The organism is Saccharothrix sp. NBAS 001, assembly GCF_056640475.1.
In genome coordinates this window covers 10,474,894-10,497,042 of sequence record NZ_CM153251.1, presented here as the reverse complement: position 1 = coordinate 10,497,042, position 22,149 = coordinate 10,474,894, and the positions used below count along the sequence as shown (strand labels likewise).

At 72.8% G+C, this 22,149-nt stretch carries 21 protein-coding genes and 1 pseudogene; 11 read left to right on the top strand and 11 right to left on the bottom strand.

The window, feature by feature from the left end:
- Positions 1 to 47 precede the first annotated feature (47 nt).
- Positions 48 to 851 (bottom strand): annotated as a pseudogene (locus tag AC0HI0_RS47635) (S1 family peptidase); the annotation flags it as partial.
- Positions 852 to 1,024: 173 nt separating this feature from the next.
- Positions 1,025 to 2,179: a hypothetical protein gene (locus AC0HI0_RS47630; protein WP_480930059.1), complete on the bottom strand. Its 1,155-nt coding sequence runs from the start codon at positions 2,177 to 2,179 to the stop codon at positions 1,025 to 1,027.
- Positions 2,180 to 2,266: 87 nt separating this feature from the next.
- On the opposite strand from AC0HI0_RS47630, the gene AC0HI0_RS47625 reads away from it, so the two are divergent.
- From AC0HI0_RS47625 to AC0HI0_RS47595, 7 genes are all read left to right on the top strand, one after another.
- A complete protein-coding gene (locus AC0HI0_RS47625) occupies positions 2,267 to 2,833 on the top strand; it encodes a TetR/AcrR family transcriptional regulator (RefSeq protein WP_480930058.1) in 567 nt (188 codons plus the stop codon).
- 203 nt (positions 2,834 to 3,036) lie between these two features.
- Positions 3,037 to 4,293, top strand: coding sequence for a DUF1800 domain-containing protein (locus AC0HI0_RS47620; RefSeq protein WP_480930057.1), 1,257 nt, complete (start codon positions 3,037 to 3,039; stop codon positions 4,291 to 4,293).
- The gene (locus tag AC0HI0_RS47615; RefSeq protein ID WP_480930056.1) at positions 4,293 to 5,540 is read left to right on the top strand and encodes a DUF1501 domain-containing protein; all 1,248 of its coding nucleotides are present in this window, start codon (positions 4,293 to 4,295) and stop codon (positions 5,538 to 5,540) included. Before AC0HI0_RS47620 ends, AC0HI0_RS47615 begins: the two co-directional genes overlap by 1 nt.
- Before the next feature lie 88 nt (positions 5,541 to 5,628).
- Positions 5,629 to 6,012, top strand: a complete 384-nt coding sequence (locus AC0HI0_RS47610) for a GntR family transcriptional regulator (RefSeq protein WP_480930055.1) — start codon at positions 5,629 to 5,631, stop codon at positions 6,010 to 6,012.
- Between the two features lie 23 nt (positions 6,013 to 6,035).
- A complete protein-coding gene (locus AC0HI0_RS47605; protein WP_480930054.1) occupies positions 6,036 to 6,860 on the top strand; it encodes an ATP-binding cassette domain-containing protein in 825 nt (274 codons plus the stop codon).
- Positions 6,857 to 7,831 (top strand): hypothetical protein, encoded by a 975-nt coding sequence (locus AC0HI0_RS47600; protein ID WP_480930053.1) that lies wholly within the window; start codon positions 6,857 to 6,859, stop codon positions 7,829 to 7,831. The genes AC0HI0_RS47605 and AC0HI0_RS47600 overlap by 4 nt, the downstream gene beginning before the upstream one ends.
- A 137-nt stretch (positions 7,832 to 7,968) precedes the next feature.
- Positions 7,969 to 9,111: a glycosyltransferase 87 family protein gene (locus AC0HI0_RS47595; protein ID WP_480930052.1), complete on the top strand. Its 1,143-nt coding sequence runs from the start codon at positions 7,969 to 7,971 to the stop codon at positions 9,109 to 9,111.
- An 18-nt stretch (positions 9,112 to 9,129) separates the two neighbouring features.
- On the opposite strand, the gene AC0HI0_RS47590 is transcribed toward AC0HI0_RS47595, so the two are convergent.
- Positions 9,130 to 9,810, bottom strand: a complete 681-nt coding sequence (locus AC0HI0_RS47590; RefSeq protein WP_480930051.1) for a TetR/AcrR family transcriptional regulator — start codon at positions 9,808 to 9,810, stop codon at positions 9,130 to 9,132.
- A gap of 64 nt (positions 9,811 to 9,874) precedes the next feature.
- On the opposite strand from AC0HI0_RS47590, the gene AC0HI0_RS47585 reads away from it, so the two are divergent.
- From AC0HI0_RS47585 to AC0HI0_RS47575, 3 genes are read left to right on the top strand one after another with little or no spacing between them, the layout of a single operon-like run.
- The gene (locus AC0HI0_RS47585) at positions 9,875 to 10,807 is read left to right on the top strand and encodes an ATP-binding cassette domain-containing protein (RefSeq protein WP_480930050.1); all 933 of its coding nucleotides are present in this window, start codon (positions 9,875 to 9,877) and stop codon (positions 10,805 to 10,807) included.
- A complete protein-coding gene (locus AC0HI0_RS47580) occupies positions 10,797 to 11,546 on the top strand; it encodes an ABC transporter permease (protein WP_480930049.1) in 750 nt (249 codons plus the stop codon). The genes AC0HI0_RS47585 and AC0HI0_RS47580 overlap by 11 nt, the downstream gene beginning before the upstream one ends.
- Before the next feature lie 56 nt (positions 11,547 to 11,602).
- Positions 11,603 to 12,217, top strand: coding sequence for a pentapeptide repeat-containing protein (locus tag AC0HI0_RS47575; protein ID WP_480930048.1), 615 nt, complete (start codon positions 11,603 to 11,605; stop codon positions 12,215 to 12,217).
- A 39-nt stretch (positions 12,218 to 12,256) separates the two neighbouring features.
- Here the strand turns inward: AC0HI0_RS47575 and AC0HI0_RS47570 are convergent, their stop codons facing one another.
- Positions 12,257 to 12,766 (bottom strand): EF-hand domain-containing protein, encoded by a 510-nt coding sequence (locus tag AC0HI0_RS47570; RefSeq protein WP_480930047.1) that lies wholly within the window; start codon positions 12,764 to 12,766, stop codon positions 12,257 to 12,259.
- A gap of 174 nt (positions 12,767 to 12,940) precedes the next feature.
- Here AC0HI0_RS47570 and AC0HI0_RS47565 point away from each other — a divergent pair, with 174 nt between their 5' ends.
- Entirely contained in the window at positions 12,941 to 14,611 is a 1,671-nt protein-coding gene (locus AC0HI0_RS47565) for an FAD-dependent oxidoreductase (RefSeq protein WP_480930046.1), read from the top strand.
- A gap of 199 nt (positions 14,612 to 14,810) precedes the next feature.
- Here AC0HI0_RS47565 and AC0HI0_RS47560 read toward each other — a convergent pair whose 3' ends face one another.
- The 7 genes from AC0HI0_RS47560 to AC0HI0_RS47530 form a co-directional block, all read right to left on the bottom strand.
- Complete coding sequence (locus AC0HI0_RS47560; protein ID WP_480930045.1) at positions 14,811 to 16,115, bottom strand: ABC transporter permease; 1,305 nt, start codon at positions 16,113 to 16,115, stop codon at positions 14,811 to 14,813.
- On the bottom strand, positions 16,115 to 16,813 hold the full coding sequence (locus AC0HI0_RS47555) for an ABC transporter ATP-binding protein (protein ID WP_480930044.1): 699 nt from the start codon (positions 16,811 to 16,813) through the stop codon (positions 16,115 to 16,117). Before AC0HI0_RS47555 ends, AC0HI0_RS47560 begins: the two co-directional genes overlap by 1 nt.
- Complete coding sequence (locus AC0HI0_RS47550) at positions 16,810 to 17,691, bottom strand: efflux RND transporter periplasmic adaptor subunit (RefSeq protein WP_480930043.1); 882 nt, start codon at positions 17,689 to 17,691, stop codon at positions 16,810 to 16,812. Before AC0HI0_RS47550 ends, AC0HI0_RS47555 begins: the two co-directional genes overlap by 4 nt.
- Before the next feature lie 1,606 nt (positions 17,692 to 19,297).
- Entirely contained in the window at positions 19,298 to 20,065 is a 768-nt protein-coding gene (locus tag AC0HI0_RS47545; protein WP_480930042.1) for a nucleotidyltransferase domain-containing protein, read from the bottom strand.
- A complete protein-coding gene (locus tag AC0HI0_RS47540) occupies positions 20,062 to 20,712 on the bottom strand; it encodes a nucleotidyltransferase domain-containing protein (RefSeq protein ID WP_480930041.1) in 651 nt (216 codons plus the stop codon). Before AC0HI0_RS47540 ends, AC0HI0_RS47545 begins: the two co-directional genes overlap by 4 nt.
- A gap of 91 nt (positions 20,713 to 20,803) precedes the next feature.
- Positions 20,804 to 21,217: a VOC family protein gene (locus AC0HI0_RS47535; RefSeq protein ID WP_480930040.1), complete on the bottom strand. Its 414-nt coding sequence runs from the start codon at positions 21,215 to 21,217 to the stop codon at positions 20,804 to 20,806.
- 62 nt (positions 21,218 to 21,279) lie between these two features.
- A complete protein-coding gene (locus AC0HI0_RS47530; RefSeq protein WP_480930039.1) occupies positions 21,280 to 22,074 on the bottom strand; it encodes a hypothetical protein in 795 nt (264 codons plus the stop codon).
- Positions 22,075 to 22,149: the final 75 nt, after the last annotated feature.

Here is a 22,149-nt window from a genome sequence, read left to right as displayed (position 1 = left end):
TTGTTCGCGTTCTCGAACGTCTTGCCGGGCGGGTTGGGGTTGCCGCCGAGGTTGTCCGCCGCCGTCTTGATGGCCGCCGCGAACGTGCTCACCTCGGTGTAGACGCCCGGGTTGTTGGCCCGCGCGCACCCGTTGCCGTGGCTGACGATGCCGACCTGGATCCACGCGCCCGCGCCGTCCCGGCGGAACATCGGGCCGCCGGAGTCGCCCTGGCAGGTGTCGATGCCGCCGCGGGCCAGGTCGCCCGCGCAGATCTCGGCGGCGGGCTTGAGGTTGCGGTAGTACGGGTCGGCGTTCTTGCAGGTGTTGTCGTCGATGAAGTCGACCTGGGCCTTCATCAGGTAGCGCGACTGCGCGCCGCCTTCACGGGTGGCGCCCCAGCCCGCGACGGTGAACACCCCGGAGTTGTAGGTGCTCGTGGTGGCGATGGGCAGCAGCGCCGCGCCGGCGATGGGACTGGCGAGCTTGATCAACGCCCAGTCGCCGCCGGTCGACGTCGGGTAGGTGGGCGACCGGTGGACGTACGTGGAGGTCCGCTTGACCGCCGACGTGTCCTGGAGGTCCGCCACGCCGTACGTCGCGGTGATGCTCGTGTTGTTGCCGGTGCTGTTGACGCAGTGGGCCGCGGTCAGCACCAGCTGCTCGGTGTACATCGCGCCACCGCAGCCCATGGACAGTCTGACCATCCACGGGAACTCGCCCTTGGCGGCCTGCGTGCCGCCGACGACCTGCGGGGTGACGCCGCCGGGATCCGGCGGTTGCGGAGCGGAGTGGGCTTGGCCGCCGAACGCGGCCAGGGTCGCGGCGATGCCCGCGGCCAGGGCAAGCGCCTTTCGCGCTGTGTAACGCACAGTCGTTCCTTCCCGCGCCCGGCCGGGTCGAGCGGTGCAGGGTGGCCGGACGTCGAGTCACAGGGATGGTGCGCCGGCCTCGCGCCGGCGGCTCATGATGCGCAGCCGCAAGCCTCGCTCACAATCCGACGAACGACGGGAGTTTTTCCGGCGTTCGCCAGTTTTCCCCGCTGTTACTGAATGGTTGAACCACTCACGGCCGGATCCTCCGCGCCCAGGAAGAAGATCCCCTTGTAGCCGGGGGTCTCGAACCCGGCGCTCGGGTTGCGCCGGAGCGAGGACGATTCGACCGACATCGTGCCGCTGCGGTCGTTGCTCACGAAGAACACCGCGCCGCCGCCCTCGTTCGCCCGGTTGTCCTCGACCACCGAGCCCGCGATGCGGACGGTGAACCGGTTGCCGTCGACGTAGACCGCGCCGCCGCTGCCGCCGCCGGGCGTGCCCGCGCGGGCCGGGTTCGCGCCCCGGCCGACCGCCGAGTTGCCGCTCAACACGCTGTTGAGGATCACCCACGACACGCCGATGCTGCTCAGCGCCCCGCCGTTGGCGCACATGCCGCCGCTGAACGTGCTGCCGGTGACGTACACGGGCCGGCCGCCGTGCTGGCTGAGCACGCGCATGGCCGCACCGCCGAGGTCGGGGCCCGTTTGGTCGCACCGGTTGCCCTGGAAGCGGGAGTCGACCACCTTGACCCGGCCGCCGCGCACGAACACCGCGCCACCGCCGCCGCCCTCGACGGTGTCGCCGGTCGCGTCGCCGTCGACCAGGGTGAGGTTCTGGATGCTCAGCCGGGGGTGGTCCTGGTCCTGGCAGTGCGACGTGGTGATGCCCAGCGCCGCGTCGCAGGTGTTCTGGTAGAGGATCCGGCGCTGCCCGCCGCCGCTGAGCGTGACCAGGCCGCCGCCGTCGATCACCACCTCGCGCGGGCCGTCGTTGCGGACCTTGGCGGTCGCGGCCATCGTGATGGTGACCGGTTCGGGGCCGCAGTCGAACGTGATCACGCCGCCCGCCGCGACCGCCGCCACCACGGCCTGGGAGGTGCAGCCGGCCGGCGTGCCGGTGCCGACGACGGTGGTGGGCGCGCCGACGTCCTCGGGCCCGGCCTCCTCCGGCACGACCGCCGTGCCGCCGGGGTTGCCGGCGGGCGTGGGCTTCGGGCGCGTGGTGGTCGTGGTCGTCGTCGTGGTGGTCGTGGTCGTGGCGGTGGTCGTCGTAGTGGTCGTGACGGTGGGGACGGTCGTGGACGGGGCCGCCGCCGGGGACGACGTGCCGCAGGCGGCGAGAACGACGGTCAGCACGGCCACCCAGGGCACCCAGCGACGGGACATGCGGGCACCCTAGGCATCCGGTCGGGCGTGACGCGACCATCGATTCCGCAACTTGACATGCAAAAGTGTGAGTGGTTGATTAGTCTCATGCCGACCACGGAACGCCGCCTGTCCACCGCCGACGAACGGCGCGAGACCGTGCTGCGGACCGCGCTCGGCACGTTCGGGGCCAAGGGCTACTACGGCACCACGACGGCCGAGGTCGCGAAGGCGGCGGGCATCTCCCAGGCGTACGTCTACCGGCTGTTCCCGGACAAGGAGGCGCTGTTCCTGGCCGTGGTGGAGCGGTGCTTCACCCGGATCCGGGAGAGCCTGGGCGACGGCGTCGCGCAGGCGGAGGGCAGCGCGCCCGAGACCGTGCTGCACGCCATGGGCGACGTGTACGCCCGGCTGATCGCCGAGGAGAACGCGCTGCTGCTGGTGCAGATGCACGCCCAGTGCGCGGCGATCTCCGAGCCGGCCGTGCGCGGGCTGCTGCAACGCGGGTACGCCAGGACGGTGGAGTACGTGCGCGGCGTGTCCGGCGCGAGCGAGGCGCAGGTCCAGGAGTTCTTCGCGCGGGGGATGCTGTGCCACCTGGTGGTGGCGGTCGACGCGGGCGACGTGGACGCCCCGTGGGCGCGCACCCTCTCCGCCGGCATCCGCCACTACTGACCGGCCCGCCGGTCCCCCGCCACCGGGGCGCTGCCCCGAACGGCCGATCACCCGATCGACCGTTGGGTCGAGCATAAGAGTGAGTGATCGACCAGTCCTGATTTCCCGGGCTCGGCGCGGCGGACGGCCGCCGTCCCTGAGCTTGCGCTGAAGGAAACCCGGAAGTGGTGGCGACGGCGGGTGCGGCCCAACATGCTGCGCCCATGTCGGAACTCGACGAGCGCGCCTCGGTGCGCCGCCTGCACGACCGGTTCGGGTTCGGCCCGCGCCCCGGCGACCTGGACCGGGGCTTCACCGAGACGCTGGACCGGCTGCTCACGCCCGCGCCCGCCGCCACGCCCGCGCTCGCGCTGGACCCGCCCGTCGTGGCCAAGGGCGACAAGCAGGCGAAGAAGGACGCCAACCAGCGCCGCGCGGCCGACGAGAAGGCGCTGACGTCGTGGTGGCTGGCGCGGATGATCGCGACCGACACCGCGGTGGAGCGGCTGACCTGGTTCTGGCACGGGCACTTCGCGACCAGCGAGCAGAAGGTGCGCAGCCCGTGGCACATGCTGGCGCAGAACGAGTCGTTCCGGCGGCTCGGCCTGGGCGGGTTCCCCGCGCTGGCGAAGGCGATGGCGGTCGACCCGGCGATGCTGCTGTGGCTGGACGGCAACGACAACCGGGCCGGGGCGCCCAACGAGAACCTGGCCCGCGAGTACCTGGAGCTGTTCACCCTCGGCATCGGCCACTACACCGAGCAGGACGTGCGCGAGGCCGCCCGCGTGCTGACCGGGTGGACCGTCCGGCGGGACGCGGCGCGGGCCGAACTCGTCGCGAAGCGCCACGACGACAAGCCGAAGACCGTCCTCGGCGTCACCGCCGACTTCACCGTCGAGTCCTTTGTGGACAACGTGGTGGCGAAGCCGGAGTCCGCGCGGTTCGTGGTGGGCCGGCTGTGGTTCCGGCTGGTGTCGGCCACGCCGCCGGCCGCCGACGTCCTGGACCGCCTGGTGGCCGCCCACGGCGGGGGCACCGGGTCGGTGCTGCGGGCGATCGCGGCCGAGCCGGCGTTCCGCGATCGGGCCGCGACCCTGGTCAAGCAGCCCGTCGAGTGGGCCGCGGGGTTGATGCGGGCGCTGGGCGTGCGCTGGGAGTCGTTGGACGACAAGGCGGTCAGGCAGCTCGGCAACGGGTTGCGCGGCATGGGCCAGGTGCCGTTGCGGCCGCCGAGCGTCGGCGGGTGGCCGGCCGGCGGCGCGTGGCTGACCACGGCGGCGGGCGTGGCCCGGCTGAAGGTCGCGCAGCTGATCGCGGCGAAGGCCGACCTGACGTCGGTGACCGGCGCGGACGCCGTGCGCGACCGGCTCGGCGTGGACGCGTGGTCCGACCGCACCCGCGACGCGCTGGGCCGCGTCGACAAACCCGAGCACCTGGCCGCCGTGGCCGCGTGCGCCCCCGAATACGTGGTGAGCAGGTAATGGAGAAGCTGACCCGACGCCGGTTCCTGACGTTCTCCGGGGTGGCCGCCGCCGGCGCGCTCGCCGTGGGCGCGACGCGCGTCGACTGGGACCACCTGATGACCGCGGCGGCCGAGGACCCGCTGGACCCGGACGCGGCCGTGCTCGTCGTCGTCACGCTCTACGGCGGCAACGACGGGCTGAACACGGTCGTCCCGGCCGCCGACCGCGCGTACCAGGACGCCCGGCCGGACCTCGCCTACCGGCCCGAGGACGTGCTGGACCTCGGCGACGGACTGGGCCTCAACCCCGGGCTCAAGGGCCTGAAGTCGTTGTGGGACGAGCGAGGTCTGGCTGTCGTGCGCGGTGTCGGCTACCCGACGCCGGACCACAGCCACTTCCGGTCGATGGCGATCTGGCAGACCGCGTCACCGCGCACCTCGGTGCCCACGGGGTGGCTGGGGCGGTGGCTGGACGCGAGCGGCGCGGACCCGTTGCGGGCGCTGTCGGTGGAACCCGTGCTGCCGCCCATGCTGGCGGGCGCGCGGACGGCGGCGGCGTCGTTCCCGGTGGGCGGGTTGGCGTTGCCGGACGGGCGGCTCGGCGCGGCCTTCGCCGCGCTGGGCACGCCGCAGGACGGCGAAGAAGCTTGGCAGGCAAGGGCTTCGCGATCCATCGCGGACCTGCACGGGGCCGTCCGGATCCTCGGCGGCGCGGCGCACGACCCGTCGGCCGAGGACGACCCGGACGACCGGCGCGACAAGGGGGCGTCGGCCGGCGGGAGTTCGCAGTTGGCCGCGCAGCTGGACGTCGTGGCGAACCTGGTCGAGGCGGAGGTGCCGACCCGGGTCTACTCGGTGTCGCTGGGCGGGTTCGACACGCACGCCGACGAGCGCGACACCCAGCAGCGGCTGCTGGGCGAGCTGGACGGCGCGCTGACGCCGTTCGTGCGGCGGATGAAGCGGACCGACCGGGGGCGGCGGGTCGTCGTGCTGGTGTACTCGGAGTTCGGCCGGCGGGTGCGCGCGAACGCGAGCGACGGCACCGACCACGGGACGGCGGGACCGGTGTTCCTGCTGGGCGACAAGGTGAACGGCGGGTTCTACGGGGAGCAGCCGAGCCTGACCGACCTGGACGACGGCGACCTGAAGCAGACCACCGACTTCCGCGACGTGTACGCCGCCGTGCTGGCCGACGTGCTCGGCACCGACCCCGGCCGCGTGCTCGACGACCACCGGGGCCGCGTCACCGGACTCCTCCGCGCCTGACCCGCGTGCCCGCCTGCGGGCGGTGTTTGACAGCGGGCGGCGGTGTGCGCAACAGTGGTTTCACTAATCAGTTAGTGAAGGGGTTGAGGTGATCGAGTTCCGGATCGAACGGCGGTCCGGGGTGGCCACGTACCTCCAGCTCGTCCACCAGGTCAAGCGGGCGTTGCGGCTGGGGCTGCTCGGCCCCGGCGACCGGCTGCCCACCGCGCGAGAGGTGGTCGAGCAGACCGCGATCAACCCCAACACCGTGTTGAAGGCGTACCGCGAACTGGAGCGCGAGGGCCTGGTCGAACCACGACCGGGTCTGGGCACGTTCGTGCGCCGGTCGCTGGTCACGCCGGGTGTGGCCGAGGACTCGCCGCTGCGCGGCGAGCTGCTGGAGTGGATGGACCGGGCGCGGGAGTACGGCATGGGCCGGGAGGACGTCGAGGCGTTGTTCCGCTCGGTGCTGGACCGGCGCTTTCCGACGTAGTTCGGCGATTGTCGATGGGGGACATGGTGAGCGTTGCCGTGCGGGCGCGCGGGCTGGGCCTGCGGTACCGGCGAGGACAGGCGTTGCGGGACTGCTCGTTCGACTTGGCGGCGGGCCGGGTGACCGCGCTGGTCGGCGCGAACGGCGCGGGCAAGTCGACGCTGCTCAAGCTGGCCGCCGGGCTGCTGCGGCCGACCTCGGGCGAGGTCGAGGTGGTCGGCGAGGTGGCGTTCGTCGCCCAGGAGAAGCCGCTGTACCGCTCGTTCACCGTCGGCGAGATGCTGCGGTTCGGGCGGGCCGCCAACCCCGGCTGGGACACCGCGCACGCGGACCGGCTGGTCGAGGAGGCGAAGCTGGTCCGCACGGACAAGGTCGGCAGCCTGTCCGGCGGGCTGCGGGCGCGGCTCGCGCTGATCCTCGCGCTGGCCCGCCGGCCGGAGGTGCTGCTGCTGGACGAGCCACTGTCCGAAATGGACCCGGTGGCCCGCCAGGAGTCCTTGCGCACCATCATGGTCGCGGTGGCCGAGACCTCGACGACCGTGGTGCTGTCGTCGCACGTGATGAGCGAACTCGAAGGCGTCTGCGATCACCTGCTGCTGCTCGACAAGGGCCGCCTGCGGCTCGCCGGGGACGTGGAGACCCTGCTGGCGGACCACCGGGTCGTGGTCGCGCCGCGTGACCACGACCTCGGCGCGCACCGGGTGATCGAGTCCCGCGCGGGCGAGCGGCAGGTCAACGCCCTGGTGCGGCTGGAGGGCGAGCTGGACCTGCCCGCCGAGCAGGTCGCGACGCCCAGCCTGGACGAGCTGGTCGTCGCCTACCTGCGCGACCGGAAGGCGGCGGCGTGATCTGGCTCGCCTGGCGCCAGCAGCGCCTCGCCCTGCTCGCCCTCGGCGGGTACGCGCTGGTCGTGATCGGGGTGATGGTCTACCAGCGGTTCTCCCTCCCGTGGGACCTCACCGAGGAGGAGCTGCGGATCTGCTCCCAGTCCCTCACGCCGCCCTGCGTGCTGTCCGAACCGGGCTGGAGCGCGGTCACGTCGGTCCACCAGAACGCGCAGAACATGCGGTTCGGCATGATCGGGTTCGCCGCGCTCGCGGGCGTGTTCCTGGGCGCGCCGGCGCTGGCCCGCGAGTGGGAGCAGCACACGCACCTGCTGGCGCTGAGCCAGTCGACCAGCCCGCGCCGGTGGTTCGCCGCGAAGGTCCTCGTGGTCGCGGTGCCGGCGGTGGTCGGCGCGGCGCTGATCGGCGGCACCTACCTGTGGTGGGTGTCCGGGCTGGACTACCTGCACGCGGCGCAGGACCGGTTCCAGGTGCGGCAGTTCGAGGTGCAGCCCCTGGCGATGGCGTCCTACGCGCTGTTCGCGGCGGCGCTCGGGCTCGTCGTGGGGCTCGCGGTCCGCCGCACGGTGCCCGCGATGGCGCTGACCCTCGCGGTCTGGGCGGGCGTGCTGTACTCGGTGCGCTGGTACGCCCGGCCGCACTACATGCCGCCGGTGCTGTCCACCACGCCGTTGACCAACGCCGGCAGCAGCGCGGCCGAGCGCGGGCGGTGGAGCATCGCCCAGGGGTTCTCCGACGGGGCGGGCCGCTTCATCGACTCGGACGCCGCGTACTCCATCAGCCAGGGGTGCCGCACGGCCGGTGACACGTACGGCCAGTGCATGGCGGAGCGCGGCCTGCGTACCCGGGCGTTCCTGGTCCACCCCGCCGACCGGTTCTGGTGGTTCCAGGGCATCGAGGCGACCTTGTTCACGGCGCTGTCGGCGGCGCTGGTGCTGGGCGCGCTGTGGTGGCTGCGCAAGCGCTTCCGCTGATCCCGCCGGTCGTGCTCCGCCGATCCTGACCGGTCGGCGGCGCGTCGCCTGATCCGCTCCGGCCCGGCCGGAGCGGATCGCGCGCGGCTTCCGCACGCCCATCTTCCACTAAGCAACTAGTGAAATAGGTAATGCCGATGCCGCAACGCACTCCGACCGTGCCGACCGCCACCCGCACGGCCCCGACGACCCGCTGGGCGGTGGCGGCGGGGCCGTGCGGGTGGCTCGCCCTGCACGTCGTGCAGGCGTGCCTCTGGCCGGGGCAACGCTGGTACATGTACGACCTGGACATCTACCGACAAGGCGGGCAGGCGCTGCTCGACGGGACTTCGCTCTACACCGCGGAGTTCAACGGCCAGCCGTTCACCAACACCCCGTTCGGCGCACTGCTGTTCGCCGGTTTCACCCTCGTCCCGCTGGAGGCCGCGCGGCCGGTGATGGCGGCGCTCACGCTGGCCGCGCTCGCCGTCGCGGTCGTGTGCGCGGCCCGGCTGACCGGGCGGGCGCTGCCGGTCGCGGCGGTCGCGGCGGCGGTGGCGCTGTGGTTGGAGCCGGTGCAGGCGAGCTTGGCCTACGGACAGGTCAACGTCGTGCTGATGGCGTTGGTGCTGCTGGATTTCGCCCGACCCGGGCGGCTGCGGGGCGTCGGCATCGGACTGGCGGCGGCGGTCAAGCTCACGCCCGGCCTGTTCGTGGTCTACCTGCTGGTGACCCGGCGGTTCCGGGCGGCGGCGGTCGCGGCGGGCACGACGGCGGCCACCGTCGGCATCGGTTTCGCGGTCGCGCCGCGGGAGTCGGCCGAGTACTGGGGCGGGGTGTTCCTCCAGTCGTCGCGGATCGGCGAGGACGTGTTCTACGTCGGGAACCAGTCGCTGCACGCGTTGTTCGGGCGGGCCGGCCAGGACGTGCTGTGGCTGCCGGCGGCGGCCCTGGTCGTGGTGGCCGGGCTGCGGATCGCGGCCCGGCTGCACCGCGACGGCGACGAGCTGGGCGGGGTGCTCACGTGCGCGCTGACCGCGCTGCTGGTGTCCCCCGTTTCCTGGCACCACCACTGGGTGTGGTGCGCGCCGCTGCTGGTGCGGCTGTGGCCGGGGATCGCGGCCGTCCTCGTCCCGCTGGCCGCGTGGCCGCTGCCCGGCTCGCCGCAGTTCCCCCTGCCCCAAGGGCTCCTGTGGATCGGCGGGCCGTTCCAGGACTTCTACGCGTGGCTGGGCGTGCTCGCGCTCGGGCTGGTGTGGTGGACGAAGAACCCGGTCCGCCCCGGTGCGGCGGCCGGTTAGCGCCGAGGTGCCACCGCCTCAGTCCTGTTGCCGCACCAGGCGTTCCACGCCGTCCATCAGCCGGGCCAGGCCGAACGTGAAGTCGTAGTCGGGTTCCGCGCCGCCCGGACCGAACGTGCCCGCGTCCACGACCCGGCGCAGCGCGGGGTAGCGCTCGGCGTCCACGGTCCGGTCCAGCGTCACCCCGTACGCCCGTTCGGCCTCGGTGGACACGTCGGCCGCGAACCGCGCCTGCCCCACCACGAACCCGGTGCACAGCAGCAGCACGGACATCCGGTCGCCGGCCGACAGCGGGGTCTCCTCCAGCACGCGCAGGCCGTGGTCCATCCACGCGAGCTGGTTGGGCGTGCTCGGCGGCGTGGACGCCTGGACCTGGATCGCCCACGGGTGCCGGCGCAGCACGGCGAGGTGCTCGCGGCACCACCGCTCCATGCCCGCGCGCCACCCGTCGAACGGCTCGGCGAGGCACGCGGGGGGCTCGGCGAGGGTGTCGACCACCAGCAGGAGCAGTTCGTCCTTGCCGCGCACGTGCCGGTAGAGGGACATGGTGGTGAAGCCGAGGCGTTCGGCGACGCGGGCCATGGACACGGCGGCCAGCCCGTCCGCGTCGGCCAGCTCGATCGCGGCCCGCACGATGCGTCGGACGCTCAGCCCCTGCCGGGGCTCTTTGTCCAGCCGCTCCCACACCGAGTCGTCCATGTCCTCGCATCCGTGCTCGTCGCAGGCTTGCAGTCTAAGCGTGTGTATGACATACACTTGGTTTATGACATACACAGTCGAGGCGGTGGGCCTGCGCCGGTCGTTCCGCGAGCGGGCCGTGCTCAAGGGGCTCGACCTGGCCGTCCGGCGCGGCGAGGTGTTCGCGCTGCTCGGCCCGAACGGCGCGGGCAAGACCACCGCCGTGCGGGTGCTGGCCACCCTGCTCAAGCCCGACGGCGGCACCGCGCGGGTGGCCGGGCACGACGTCGTCGCCCAGCCGCGACGGGTGCGCGCCGCGATCAGCCTGACCGGCCAGTACGCCGCCGTGGACGAGCTGCTGACCGGCCGGGAGAACCTGGCGATGATGGCCCGGCTGCGCCGGCTCGACCGCCGCGCCGCCCGGCTCCGGGCGGCCGAACTGCTGGAGCGGTTCGACCTCGCCGACGCGGCCGACCGGCGGACCGCGACCTACTCGGGCGGGATGCGCCGCCGGCTCGACCTGGCCGCGAGCCTGGTGGCGACACCCGAGGTGCTGTTCCTGGACGAGCCGACCACCGGCCTGGACCCGCGCAGCCGGCGCGAGGTCTGGGCGGCCGTCGCCGACCTGGCCCGATCCGGCGTGACGGTCCTGCTCACCACCCAGTACCTGGAGGAGGCGGACCGGCTGGCCGACCGGATCGCCGTGCTGCACGGCGGCGAGGTCGTCGCCGAGGGCAGCGCCGCCGAGCTGAAGGACCGGGCGGGCACCGGCGCGGTCGAGCTGTTCCTGCCCGACCGGCACGCCCTCGCGGGCGCGCGCGCCGCGCTCGACGGCGTGCCGGACGTCGACAAGCTCAGCCTGCGGGTGCCCGGCGACGGCAGCGCCCGGCACGTGCGCGAGGTGCTCGACCTGCTGGACCGGCGCGGGGTCGCCGTCGACCGGCTGGAGCTGCACCGGCCGACCCTGGACGAGGTGTTCCTGTCCCTGACCGGCCCGGAGGTGCGCGGTGCTGCGTGATTCGGCGACGTTCATCGGGCGGGGGCTGCGGCACAGCGCGCGCAGCGTGGACGCCCTGCTGGTCGCGGTGATCCTGCCGGTCGTGATCCTGCTGCTGTTCGTCTACGTCTTCGGCGGCGCGATCGCGGTCGGCACCCAGTACGTCGACTACGTGGTGCCCGGGATCATCCTGCTGTGCGCGGGCTACGGCGCGGCCGGCACGGCGGTGGGCGTGAACACGGACATGACCACGGGCGTGATCGACCGGTTCCGGTCGCTGCCGATCTCCGGGTCGGCCGTCCTGGTCGGACACGTGGTGGCCAGCGTGGCGCGCAACGCCGTGTCGACGTCGCTGGTGCTGGCGGTGGCGCTGCTGATCGGGTTCCGGCCGACCGGCGGGCCGCTCGCCTGGCTGGGCGTGACGGGCGTGCTGCTGCTGTTCATGGTGGGCGTGTCGTGGCTCGCGGCGTGCTTCGGGCTGCTCGCGCGCACCCCGGAGGCGGCCGGGGCGTTCTCCTTCGTGGTGATGTTCCTGCCCTACCTGAGCAGCGCGTTCGTGCCGACCGACACGATGCCGGCGGCGCTGCGCGGCATCGCCGGGCACCAGCCGGTGACGCCGGTCATCGAGACGTTGCGCGGCTTGATGATGAGCGGCCCGGTCGGCGGTTCCGGCGTGGCGGCGGTGCTGTGGTGCACGGCGTTCACGGTGGTGGGCGTCGTCGGCACGGCACTGCTGTTCCGCCGCCGCACCGCGCCCTGACGGCCGCGCGGTGTGCCGGGCGCTTCCGGGACGCGCGCCTGCGGGATAGTTCCGGGGTGGCCGAACGCAGACGGGACATCCCGACACCGCGGACCGACCGGACCGTGCGCGACCGGGACTGGACGGTCACCGAGATCGCCGGCGAGCGGTACGAGCGGACCGAGTTCATCGACGTCGACCTGGTGGACCTGGACAACCGGGGGTCGACGTTCACCGACTGCGTGTTCCGGGGCGTCGAGTTCAACACCTCGACGCACACCGGGGCCGCGTTCCTGAACTGCGCGTTCGTCCGCTGCGAGTTCTTCGACGCCACGTTCACCGACTGCAAGCTGGTCGGCAGCGCGTTCGACGGCGGCTCCTACGACCTGCTCAAGGTGGTCGGCGGCGACTGGTCGTTCACCGGGATGGCGGGGCTGGACCTGCGGCGGGCGTCGTTCGGCGGGGTGCGGATGCACGACGTGGACCTGACCGGCGCGCGCTGCCAGGGCGCGGTGTTCGGCGGGGTCGACCTGACCGACGCGTGGCTGCACGGCGCGGACTTCACCAAGGCCGACCTGCGCGGGTCGGACCTGTCCGGCATCGACCCGACCTCCGTCACGCTCGCCGGCGCGCGCATCGAACCGGAGCAGGCCATCACCATCGCCGTGGCCCTGGGCCTGCGCATCGGCTGACCGCCGCGACCGCCCGGACGCCGCCCGGTCGGTGCGGCGTCAGCGGCCGTACAGACCGGACGGCGCGTCGTCGGCGAAGAACCCCGACACCAGGCGGCTCACCGTCGCCACCGGCAGCAGCTTGCCGTCGGGCTTGAGCGCCTCCCGGATCACCGGCGCGTCACCGGGGTGCGCCCCCATCACCACGATGATCTCCGCGACGTGCTCGATGTCCACCACGCCGTCCACCGCCGCGCCGCACTCCCGCACCGCCACCGCGTCCGCCGCCCCGATCCGGCAGGCCAGGTCGGTGCTGTCCAGCGCGTCGAGGAACCGGGCCCGCGTCACCTGCCCGTCGTCACCGCAGTGCGCCAGCAGGAACAGCCACAGCATCTCGTAGGCCGCCCGGATCCGCTCCGCCCCGATCGACCCCGGCGGCACCCGGAACCGCCGCACCAACCGTTCCGCCAACCCGGCGAAATCCCGCTGCCGGACCACCCCGTCGCCGTTCGCGTCGAACATGTCGAAACGCCTGGCGTGTTTTTCGCGCAACCGCACCACATCGTTCATGACCGGTCCTTCCCCCTACAGGGACAGGGGCGTCCTGCGGCACCACAGATACATGGTCCCCACCACGGGTGGGGTACTCGTGACCTGTTGGGGTGAACCTCAGGACGTCCGCGAGCGGATCCGACGCCGGCCACTACCGTCGAAGCCCTTGGCTTCACCCCCATGGAGGCGTGAGTGGCGGAATCCCTGTTGCGCGTCATCGAACCGGTCGGTTCCGCGCGCGGCTACGCGATCAAGGACTTCCTGGCCCGCAACCAAGTCCCGTTCGACACCCACGCGGTCGGCTCGGCCGGGTCCGTCGTGGTCGAGTTGACCGGCGGGGACGTGCTGTTCGAGCCCAGCCTGATCGAACTGGCCACCGCGCTCGGCCTCACCGACGCGGCCGGCGACGACGACTGCGACCTGGTCGTGGTCGGCGGCGGACCGGCCGGGCTGGCCGCGGCGGTCTACTCGGCGTGCGAGGGCCTGCGGGTGGTGATCGTCGAGGACGACGCGCCCGGCGGCCAGGCCGGGTCCACCTCCCGGATCGAGAACTACCTGGGCTTCCCGGCCGGACTGTCCGGCGGCGACCTCGCGCAGCGGGCGCTGGCGCAGGCGCGCCGGTTCGGCGTGCGGTGGATGTCCGCGCGGCGGGCGGTCGCGCTGCGCCGCGACGGCGACCGGTGGGCCGTGGACAGCGACGACGGGTCGACCGCGCGCGGCACGGCCGTGCTGGTGGCGACCGGGATGCGCTGGCGGCCGCTGGACGTGCCCGGCGCGGAGGAACTGCGCGACATCGGCGTGTACTACGGGGCTTCCACGCCCGTCGCGGTGCAGACGGCGGGGTCGGCCGCGTTCGTGCTGGGCGCGGGCAACTCCGCCGGGCAGGCGGCGCTCTACCTGGCCGAGCACGGGGTGCGGGTGGCGCTGCTGGTGCGCGGGCCGACGTTGGACGGCAGCCCCATGTCCCGCTACCTGGTGCGGCGCATCGAGGAGTCGGACCTGGTGGACGTCCGGGTGCACACCGAGGTGGCGGCGGTGACCGGCACCGGGAAGATGAGCGGGATCGTGCTGCGGGACAGCAGGACCGGCGAGACCACCACCGAGGACGCGACCGCGTTGTACGTGCTGATCGGGATGACGCCGTGCACCGAGTGGCTCGCCGAGCAGTCCACAGTGGACACCCGTGGGTACCTGGTGACCGGGACCGACCTGCTGCGCATCGACGGGGCGTGGTCGGCCGACCGGGACCCGCTGCTCACCGAGACGTCCCTGCCGGGCGTGTTCGCGGCCGGCGACGTGCGGTCCGGGACGGTCAAGCGGATCGGCTCCGCGATCGGCCAGGGCGCCGTCGCCAGCCAAGCCGTCCTGGAGTACCTGCGGGACGCGGCCGTGCGGCGGATTCCCGAGCAGGGCGGGGTTTCCTCGTTCGACCTGCTCGACAGCGACCGCGACGGGCGGATCGGCGCGGCCGACCTGGCCGCGTTCGGCGAGCGGCTGGTGACCGCGTTCGACGAGCCGCCGGACACCGAGCGGGCCCGCCGGGTGCACGACGCGTGCGGCGAGTTCTGGACCGTGCTGTCCCGCTTCGGCGCGAACGGCGTCGACCGCGCGGCGTTCACCGGGGCTTTGGACGAACTCGCCGCGTTGAACGCGTTCGCGCCACTGGCCGACGCCGTGCTCGGCCTGTCCGACACCGACGCGGACGGATCGCTGACCCTGCACGAGTTCCAGCGCCTGCTGGGCGCGCTCGGCACCCCGGCCGACGCCGCGGCGGCCACCTTCGGCCTCCTCGACCACGACCGGACCGGCCAGCTGGACACCACCCGCCTCGCGGCCGGCGGCCTCCTCCTCGGCCAGGTCTGACCCCACACCCCCGTCCAGAACCGCGCGGCCGCCCCCGATCCACCGGGGACGGCCGCGCGACACCCAGGACGAGACGAGCGCAGAACCAGACGAACGCGGAACGAGACGCGCACCGAACCAGGCACACGCCGACTCAGACGCACACCGAACGCAGACCGCACACCGGCCCAGACAGCTGTCGACCCGGGAACGCGTCGGCTCAGGCGCGCATGACGGTCGCGATCGGGATGCGCGCCGCCCGGATCGCCGGCACCAGACCACCCAGCACACCGGCCACCAGACCCGCCAACACCCCGGCGACCCCGGCCTGCCAGGGGAAGTCGACGCCCTGCAACGACGGGTACCGCGAACCGAACATCCCGCCGGCCACCCGCAACCCGACCACGCCCACCCCGATCGCCGCCGCGGCCGTGAGCAGGCCGGTCAACAACGTCTCGGCCAGCACGATGCCCGCCAACAACAACCGGGGCGTCCCGACCGCGCGGCGCAGCGCGAACTCCTCGATCCGCTCCCCCACCGTGGCCAGGCCGACGTTGAGGATGCCCGCGATGCCGATCAGCAGCACCAGCGCCGCCATGCCCAGGAAGATCCACCGCATCACGGTGAGCTGGTCGGACATCCGCTCCAGCGTGTTCACCGTGTTGACGTTGATCTGCTCCGGCTTCATGCCGCCCGCCACCAGCCGCGCGCGCAGCGTGTGCTCCACGTCGGAAGCCGTCGGCGACAACATGATCTGCAGGCCGGGACCCATCCGCCCGTCGCTCATGTCCTTGGCCGCCAACCAGTTGCCGAGTTCGTCGGTGCGCACGTAGGCCGCCGGCCCGAACCCGCCGTCGTCCACCACCCCGAGGAAGCGCGGCGTCGCGTTCACCGCCGCACCGGTCACCCGCATCTCCGACGGCACCCGGAACCGCTCGAACGCCTCGGCCGCCTTCTTGTTCAGCACCAGGCGCGGCGCGAACGACGGCTCGCCGCCGAAGTCCAGCCACTGCCCCGAGATCTGCCGGAACGGCCGGAACACCCGCACGTCACCGGACAACCCGGTCAACTGCATCTCGATCGCCTGGCCGGACGGCGCGCCCTTGTTCGGGTCCGGGAGTTCGTGGCAGCCGTTCGCGTCGCACGCCATGCTCGGCCCGCCGCGCCCCGGCTGGTCGATCGGGCCGCCGCCCTCGTTGATCGGCCGGACCCCCGGCTCGCCGATGATGGCCTGCACGTTGGTCAGCGCGACCGCGTCGGACCGCCCGGTCACCGTGTCCAGCGCGATCTCCACGGCGTTGTTCTCCGCACCCACGTACATCTGGCGGGTGCCGTCCTTGCCCTGGTACAGCTCGACGTCCGCGAGCATCGCGCGGTTGGCGATCTCCGAACCGGCCTGCACCGCCACCACCGCCAGCACACCCATGAACAGGCTGACCATGGACAGGAACGTGCGCAGCTTGCGGGCCCGGATCCCCTGCCCGCCGATGATCAGCGACGACCGCAGCCGCCCGGACAGGCGCATCACACGACCACCCGCTCCGCGGTCGGGTGCAGCAGGCCCTCGGACAGCGTGAAAACCCGGCCCATCTTCGCGGCGTGGTCGCGGTCGTGGGTGACCAGCACCAGCCCGCAGCCCTGGTCGGTGGCCGAACGCAGCACCTCGACCACGAGGTTGCCGGTCTCGGTGTCCAGCGCGCCGGTCGGCTCGTCGGCCAGCAGGATCCGCGGCTCGCGCACCAGCGCCCGCGCGATCGCCACCCGCTGCTGCTCGCCACCGGACAACCGAGGCGGCTTGTGCTTGGCCAGGTGCGCGATACCGACCCGGTCCAGCGCCGCCAGCACCTTCGCCCGACGCTTGCGGCGCGGCAGCCAGCCCTGGCCGTTCACCAGCGCCATCGCCACGTTCTGCGCGGCCGTCAAGTGCTTGAGCAGGAAGAACCGCTGGAACACGAACCCGAACTCCGCGCTGCGCAGCGCGGCGGCCTTGCGCTCCGGCACGCGGGTGATGTCCCGCTCCCCCAACAGGTACTCGCCGGAGTCCGGCCGGTCGAACAGCCCGAGCACGCTGAGCAGCGTGCTCTTGCCGGAACCGGACCGCCCCAGGATAGCCACGCTGTCTCCACTGTGGACGGTCAGGTCCACGCCGTCCAGGATGGTCCGGGGTTCCTCCTGGCCCTTCAACGTCTTGCGGACCCCGGTGAGCCGGATCAGCGGCGTCACCTGGAACCGACCTCGGGCCGCCCGGCGTCCTGCGGGCCGCGCGGCAGGTCGGGACCGGGCACGGCCAGCGTCTCCTCGCCGGTCAGCCCGTCCTTGATCTCCACCACCTTGCCGTCGGTGAGCCCGAGCACGACGTCCTTGGTCTGCCGCGAGCCGTCCGGCCCGAGCACGTCGACCTTCCCCTTGCCCTGCCCACCCGCGACCGCCTCGACCGGCACGACCAGCGCGTTCCGCGCACTGGCCGTGACGACCTCCAGGGTCGCCGACGCGCCGTTGATCAGCTTCACGTCGTCGGGTGCCGTGCACACCAGCCGCAGCCCCGTCGGGTCGGAGGACCCCCGGGGCTGGTCGGGTTGCTGCGGCACTCCCCGGCCGGGCGTCTGCTTGTCGTCCTTCGCCGGTTCGTCCTGCTGCGGCGGCGGCGCGGCCGGCACCGTGCCCGCGGGCAGTGCGGCGATCGTGCCGAGCAGCGTGCAGTCGAACGGCCCCGGGCCGTTCTTGATCTGGGCGCGGACCGTGCCGGTCACCGCGTCGGAGATCTGGTAAGCCTGCTCGCCGCCGATGTCGGCGACGATCCCGTAGCCCGCGTACTTGGCGGACGCGACCGGCATCCCGACCGTGACGGTGGAGCGGTCGTCCACCAGCCGGCCACCGAACGTCGAGCCCGCCGGCACCTCGACGTGGTTGGGCGTGCCGTCCACCCAGACCGTCGCCACCCGGGTCGGCTTGGTGGGGGTGCTCTTGGCCTCGGCCACCTCCAGGTAGCGAACCTGCCCACCGACCGGCGCGACCAGCCCGAACACCGGGTTCATGGCCACCTTGCCGGTGAGGCTGACCTTGTTGCTGAGGTCCTGGCGCGAAGGTTTCGCGGTGGTCATGGTGGTACCCCGAGGAGCCATTTCGGGGTTGACCGCCTCCCCACCGCCGGAAGAACACCCTTGAGCGGCCAAAACCACCAGGGCCGTGCCGAGAACACGCCCCAACCCAACAGCAGACACCGGTTTCCCCCTGCCCAAGCCAACACGCCGGTTCGGCCAACCTACCGACATGACGCCCCGCACCCTCACCGGGTTGCATTCACCACCCGACATCCCCAACCCGATCCCCCCGTGCACCCCCAATCACCACCCATCAATCGCCACCATCAGCCGAACACGCCAAGCGTCACTGCATGTAGTGAACAACCCTCAGACCAGGCACTATCCGGCCACACTGTTCGTTGCCGGAGAAAAACACGGCGCGGCGGCCCGGCGGCCACCCGTCCCAAGACACACACGCTCCCAGCCCCACCACAGACCCAGCCCAACCCAGTTACGAACACAGACCACAGAACGCGATACGGAAACCAACCCCACCAAAACCAGCCCCAGGAGCCGACCCCAAACCACCCCACAGACCAGACCACCCCACAGACCGGACGCCCTCGCGTCGGGCAGGCTCGCGTCGGGCAGGCTCGCGTCGGACGGGCTCGCGTCGGACGGGCTCGCGTCGGGCAGGCTCGCGTCGGACGGGCTCGCGTCGGACGGGCTCGCGTCGGACGGGCTCGGAAGCCACTCAGCCCTGCCCTGCCCGCAGCCTGGTCCCCAGCCCACAGCCGCCCCCGCCCCAAGCCCCGTCCCCAGGCCGCCCCAGCCAAAGTTGCCCCAGCCAGAGTCAGCCCGCAGCCCCGCCGCGTGCCTCGCCCGCATGCCGGGCAATACAAACGCGGCCACGGTCACGCGGCTCGGGAGGGGCATGCGGGTCCGGGCACGGCTGAGCACGCGGGACTGAGCATGCGGTCATGCTCAGCCGAGGAGTAGGCAACGCGGGTCGCCCCCGACCGGGCCTCACGAGCCAGCGGTGGACCCGGCGGCAGCAGTGGCCCCGGCGGCTGTGTCAAAGCGGGCGGCGATGGCCGGGTCGCGGCGGGCATGTGCCGGTGGCCAAGCGGCCAGGGCGAGAGCTGATCGGCGGTCAGGGCGGGAGCTGATCGCCTGCGAGTGCCGGTTGTCGAGTGGTCGTGGCCGGTTGTCGAGTGGTCGTGGTGGGTGCGGATCGCCTGCGGGTGCCGATGGCCTCGTGGTCAGGCGAATCAGCCAGGTGACTAGGACTGTCGGACCCAGCCCAACGATCGCCGACCCCAGGCGGGAAGCGCCGATCCCCTGAGGCAGGGAGCACCGAACCCAGGCAGGCGGGCGCAGGCTGGCACACACCGAGGCGACGCGAGCGGGTTGGTCGGGCCGGCCTGCCTGGGCCGGGTCGGACCCGCTGGCCTGGATCGGGCGTGGCCGACCCTGGATCTGACCGGATCGGGTCAGATCAGGACCGAGGCGGGGGCGAGCCGAGGGCCGAGGTCGGGGGCCTCGGCCTGGTGCCCGGGTCGGATCGGGCCGGGCCGGGCCGGGCCGGGCCGGGACCGGATCAGACCCAGGCCAGGACCGGGTCAGGTCCAGGCCGGGGCCGAGCCGGACGACGGCAGGGGTCAGATCAGAGGGCGGGGTCGGATCAGGTGGGTGGGGTGTTGCGGAGGTCCAACAGGAGGGCGTTCAGGGACTGATGGGCCGTGGGGGTCGCCGGGAGGTGGCTGGCGGCTCGGGCTTCCTCCAGGAGCGCGTGCCACTTCACGACGTCGGCTTCGAGATCGGCACGGCTCGGGGCGGCAACGGTGGTGGGGACGTGGGAGTGTTCGGCTTCCGCCTTGGCGGCCACCAGGTCGGGCAGGTACGCGGGGGCCTCGTGAGTCGCCAGCAGCGCGGGGAGGTTGGCCTCCACCTCACCCGTCTTCATCAGGTGAACACCGGTCAACAACACGCGGAACGTGTACAGCAGCGGCTTCAGCTCCCCCGTGCCCTCGAACAGCCGCCACTGGTTGCGGGCGAAACCCTCGTAGTGGTGGGCGTGGCGCGTGGTAACGCACGAACCCGCCAACGAACGCAGGCGCTGATGGGCCTCGGTCGTGTGGACCACCAACGGGGACGTCACCTGCTCCAGCACGTCGCCGTTGGGCCGCAGCAGCAGCCTGAAGAACTTCAGCACGTCGTGCGTCACCAGGTCCAGCTCCACGCCGTCCCTGGTCCACATCCGCGTCAACGTCTCCGGTCCGGGCTCCAGGCCCACGACCTCGGCCACCGGCAGCACGTGCGCGCCCCGCAGGTCCACGTCCGAATCACGTGACGGGAACCCGTACAGGTGCGCCCCGGACACCGCCGCGAACACCAACGGCTTGGGCTGGGCCGCGACCACCTCCGCCAAGTCCGGCACCTCGTAGCTCACGTCCCCAACCCCCTCTCCCGCACCGACACCAACCACTCCTCGACCGCCCGCTGGTCCGGCTCGGCCGGCAGCGGCCCGTCGGCCTCCGTGATCGACTCGCGCAGGCTCTCCACCCACGCCCGCACCTCGCCCCACCCGACCTCGCCGCGACGAACCGCCAGCAGCCGCTCCCGGTGCGGGGCCATGTCGAGCGACAACGTCCCGGTGCGCACCAGGTCGCGGCACACCAGCAGCAGCCGCACCACGTGCATGACCGCCTTCCACTTCACCTCACCGGTCGCGGCACGCCGGGACTCGATGCGCGACAGGTGCGCCACAGCGGCCCGCAGGTAGCTCTCCGCGGCACGTCGGGAGAGGAACGCGGGCAGCAGGCCGCACAGCTCCGCCCCGATCTCCGTGCGCACCTCGACCCGGGGCGACACGAGCACTTCCAGCACGGTCGGGTTCGCTTTCAACGCCAACGCGCAGAACCGCTCGACCTCCCAGTTCAGCTCCTCGGGACGGGGCCCTTCACGGCTCGCGGGCGGCTTGTCGAAGCGCCAGAACTCCGGGGTGGGCACGACGAACACACCCCGTCTGTCCACATCGGACGACGGGGTGGCCAGGCCGTACACCTGTGAACCGACGACCACCGACAACACCAGCACGTCGGTCAGTCTGGTGGACGCACCCGGCGGAGCAGTAGCGATTTTCCGCCGGGCCGCGCCACGCGCCGCGGCCCGGCGCGGCGCTCACCGGCTACCCGCGGTCGCCCTGGATGTTGACCATCCACGAGATGCCGAACCGGTCGACGCACGCGCCGAACTCGTCTCCCCACATCTGCTTCTCCAGCGGCACGGTGATCTGACCGCCGTCGGCCAGTTGCGCCCAGTAGCCGCGCAGCTCGTCGCCGTCGTCGCCGCTGAGGCTGACGGTGATGTTGTCGCCCGGGTTGTGCGGCATCCCCGGCGGCGTGTCGGCGCCCATCAGCGTGTAGCCGCTGGGCGTCTCCAGCTGCCCGTGCATGATCTTGTCGCCCTCGGGCGCGTCGGGCGGGCCGAACTCGCCGAAGGTGCTCAGGTTCAGCGTGCCGCCGAAGACGCCTTTGTAGAACTCCATCGCCTCGCGCGCGTTGCCCGCGAAGCTGATGTACGGGTTGAGTCGTGAGGCCACCGGGTCCTCCTTGGGGTCGAGGCCCCCATCCTCGCAAGACATCCTGCCCACCGCGACCGCACTCACGGGTGGTCCGCCAGGTCCGCGGACACCTCCGCCGCGGACCGCCCGGTCGACCGCGCGAAGCGGGCGATGGCCAGGCGGGCCAGGCGGGTCGCCTCGGCGGCCAGCGCGCGCCGGGTGGCTTCGCCGGTGTCGCCGTCCAGCACGGACGCGGCGAGGCGGGCCAGTTCCTCGGCCCGGCGCGCGATGCGCACGTCGCCGTCCTCGCCGGTGAGCGGGAACCGGTGGGACGGCGGGAGGTCCGCCCGTTCGCCCAGGGCTCTGCGGTAGACGGCGCGTTCGAGGACGTCGAGCGACCGGCCGGGTCGGGCGGGCCACAGTTCGACCTCGGCGACGGGATCGAGCAGCAGGGCCAGGCGGGCCCGGACGGCGGTGCCCAGCGTCGTGTCGGCCTGTCCGATGTACACGGCCTCGCCGTCGGGGCCGTAGAGCGCGTAGCACCCGGCTTCGGCGTCGCCCCACCGCTTGCCGTCCTCGTCGCGCGCGGACAGGCCACGGTCGAGCAGGGAGCGGGTGGGGCGGGGGCTCAGGACGGCGTGCTGCCACTTGCGCCGCCACCGGGCGACCTCGTCGTCGTGCCGGCGGGTGTCGCCGCCGTCGCGGTGGCGCAGCAGGGCGCGGACGAACGCCTGGACGAAGTCCGCTTTGGGCATCCGCTTCCCGTTGAGCACCTCGCTGACGGTCGCGGGCGGCAGGGCGTGCTCGGCGGCCAGCTCCCGGATCCGGTTGTAGCTGGGTTTGCCGCATTCGACGTGCAGCGTTCGCAGGCTCTCCGCGAACTCGTGGACGGACACTCCGCTTCCTTTCCCGGGGTCGATCGGTACACCGGCACAACTGGTCCGGCGGCCGAAAAGATTCGAATGTCCCGG

What these genes read in the sequence shown, in the direction of transcription:
- AC0HI0_RS47630 (WP_480930059.1), bottom strand. Translation starts at nt 2,179, where the DNA reads ATGTCCCGTCGCTGGGTGCCCTGGGTGGCCGTGCTGACCGTCGTTCTC.
- AC0HI0_RS47625 (WP_480930058.1), top strand. Translation starts at nt 2,267, where the DNA reads ATGCCGACCACGGAACGCCGCCTGTCCACCGCCGACGAACGGCGCGAG.
- AC0HI0_RS47620 (WP_480930057.1), top strand. Translation starts at nt 3,037, where the DNA reads ATGTCGGAACTCGACGAGCGCGCCTCGGTGCGCCGCCTGCACGACCGG.
- AC0HI0_RS47615 (WP_480930056.1), top strand. Translation starts at nt 4,293, where the DNA reads ATGGAGAAGCTGACCCGACGCCGGTTCCTGACGTTCTCCGGGGTGGCC.
- AC0HI0_RS47605 (WP_480930054.1), top strand. Translation starts at nt 6,036, where the DNA reads ATGGTGAGCGTTGCCGTGCGGGCGCGCGGGCTGGGCCTGCGGTACCGG.
- AC0HI0_RS47595 (WP_480930052.1), top strand. Translation starts at nt 7,969, where the DNA reads ATGCCGCAACGCACTCCGACCGTGCCGACCGCCACCCGCACGGCCCCG.
- AC0HI0_RS47590 (WP_480930051.1), bottom strand. Translation starts at nt 9,810, where the DNA reads ATGGACGACTCGGTGTGGGAGCGGCTGGACAAAGAGCCCCGGCAGGGG.
- AC0HI0_RS47585 (WP_480930050.1), top strand. Translation starts at nt 9,875, where the DNA reads ATGACATACACAGTCGAGGCGGTGGGCCTGCGCCGGTCGTTCCGCGAG.
- AC0HI0_RS47570 (WP_480930047.1), bottom strand. Translation starts at nt 12,766, where the DNA reads ATGAACGATGTGGTGCGGTTGCGCGAAAAACACGCCAGGCGTTTCGAC.
- AC0HI0_RS47560 (WP_480930045.1), bottom strand. Translation starts at nt 16,115, where the DNA reads ATGCGCCTGTCCGGGCGGCTGCGGTCGTCGCTGATCATCGGCGGGCAG.
- AC0HI0_RS47550 (WP_480930043.1), bottom strand. Translation starts at nt 17,691, where the DNA reads ATGACCACCGCGAAACCTTCGCGCCAGGACCTCAGCAACAAGGTCAGC.